The organism is Bradyrhizobium sp. ORS 375 (genome assembly GCF_000239775.1).
Taxonomy (GTDB): Bacteria; Pseudomonadota; Alphaproteobacteria; order Rhizobiales; family Xanthobacteraceae; genus Bradyrhizobium.
On the sequence record NZ_CAFI01000374.1, the window covers coordinates 1 to 551 of the forward strand.

Genomic DNA, 551 nt, shown 5'->3' on the forward strand with positions numbered 1-551 from the left:
GGCGAAGGCGTTGAGCTGATCGACCATCGTGTTGATGGTGTTCTTCACTCGAGAATCTCGCCCTTCACGTCGACGGTGATCTTGCGCGAGAGGTCGCCGCGTGCCACGGCGGTGGTCACCTCGGCGATGTTGCGGACCTGCGTGGTCAGGTTCGCCGCGAGCAGGTTGACGTTGTCGGTGAGGTCCTTCCAGGTGCCGCCGACGCCGGGCACGACCGCCTGTCCGCCAAGCCGGCCCTCGGTGCCGACCTCACGCGCCACGCGCGTCACCTCGGCCGCGAAGGAGCGGAGCTGCTCCACCATGGTGTTCAAGGTGTCCTTGAGCAGCAGGATCTCGCCGCGCACGTCGACCGTGATCTTCTTCGATAGATCGCCGCCGGCGATGGCGGTGGCGACCTCGGCGATGTTGCGCACCTGGGCGGTGAGGTTGGAGGCCATGAAGTTGACGCTGTCGGTGAGGTCCTTCCAGGTGCCGGCGACTTCGGGCACCTCGGCCTGGCCACCGAGCTTGCCCTCGGTGCCGACCTCGCGCGCCACGCGGGTGACCTCGGA

General features: G+C 67.5%; 1 pseudogene. It reads right to left on the reverse strand.

Features of this window, described 5'->3' with window-relative positions:
- Positions 1-551, reverse strand: a pseudogene (locus tag BRAO375_RS25970) (HAMP domain-containing protein); the annotation flags it as partial.